Here is a 1,288-nt window from a genome sequence, read left to right as displayed (position 1 = left end):
TGTAGTGCTATACTAAAGTTGTAACAGAAGTGGCTAATAAGATATAATTAAAATTGCAAAGGAAAGAGGTACTTATTATGCCACAAAGTTACACACCTGAATTTAAGAAAAAAATTGTCCGTCTTCATTTGGAGGAGGGACGCACCTACAAAAGCATTATTGCGGAATACGGCGTATCGAAAGCCAGCATTTCCAAGTGGTGCAGCGAATTCAGTGAAGAATGCCAAGCCAAAGCCATCGCAGATTCAGAAAGCACAAATGAAGCAGAACTCATGAAAGAGAATCTCCGACTGCGCAGGGAACTGGAAGAAGCAAAAAAGGAGAACCTTTTCTTAAAAAAAGCGGCGGCATTCTTTGCAAGGGAAATCGATTAGAGGCTTATCGATTTATTGAAGAACATCATAAACTGTTTGGTCTGCGCTGGCTTCTTCGCAGGCTGGGAATCTGTCCAAACGCATACTATAACTACCGGAAACACCGGAAGGCGGATTATTATACCCATAAATCAGAGGTACAGGCACAGATTCAGGAAATCTACCACTCCCATAATGGAATTGACGGATATCGGAGCATGAAAGTCTATCTGGAGCGCAGAGGTTATCTTTATAGTACCGCTACTGTTCATAAATATATGAATACCGAGCTTGGACTCCGCTCAATCGTACGTCCCAGGAAACCTGGATATAAACACGGAAAACCGCAAAAAGTCTTTGATAATAAGATTAAGCAGGATTTCACGGCAGATGAGGTCAACAGGAAATGGTGCACGGATTTCACATATCTGTTCCTTGCAAATCATGAAGTGCGTTATAACTGCACAATTATAGATTTACATGACCGGAGTGTAATCGCCAGTATTACAGATCGCAACATTACAAGCGATCTTGCAATCCGGACACTCCAGAAAGCGCTGGAATCCCAACCGGCCATCAAAGACGGGCTGATTCTGCATTCTGATCAGGGTTCACAGTATACATCAAAAGCATTTGTCGAATTCTGTGAATCGGTACATGTGACGCAAAGTATGAGCAAAGCAGGATATCCTTATGACAATGCACCGATGGAGCGATACTTTAACACGCTAAAAAACGAATGCACGAATTTATATGAGTTTGCAACGGAAGAAGCGCTCTATCAAAAAGTGGAAGAATTCTCATATGTTGACTATAATCATGTACGCCCGCACAGTTTCAACGGTTATCGAACGCCATATGAGGCACGGATGGCAGCGTAACCGGTAAGCGATATTTTTTAGCCACAAGTGTTACAAAAATGCTTGACCACAACA

At 42.2% G+C, this 1,288-nt stretch carries 1 protein-coding gene; it reads left to right on the top strand.

Annotated elements, in window-relative coordinates; genetic code table 11:
* The first annotated feature begins 77 nt into the window (after window positions 1–77).
* A protein-coding gene (locus ACESZH_RS23895; RefSeq protein WP_373219592.1) for an IS3 family transposase occupies window positions 78–1,234 on the top strand; the annotation gives its coding sequence in 2 pieces (ribosomal slippage) (window positions 78–327 and window positions 327–1,234; 1,158 coding nt in all).
* Window positions 1,235–1,288: the final 54 nt, after the last annotated feature.

The organism is Ruminococcus sp. 5_1_39BFAA (assembly GCF_964240875.1).
In the GTDB taxonomy this organism is placed as follows: Bacteria; Bacillota; Clostridia; order Lachnospirales; family Lachnospiraceae; genus Blautia_A.
Note: the sequence above shows the minus strand (reverse complement) of the source record. Positions and strands in the feature narration are given on the sequence as shown.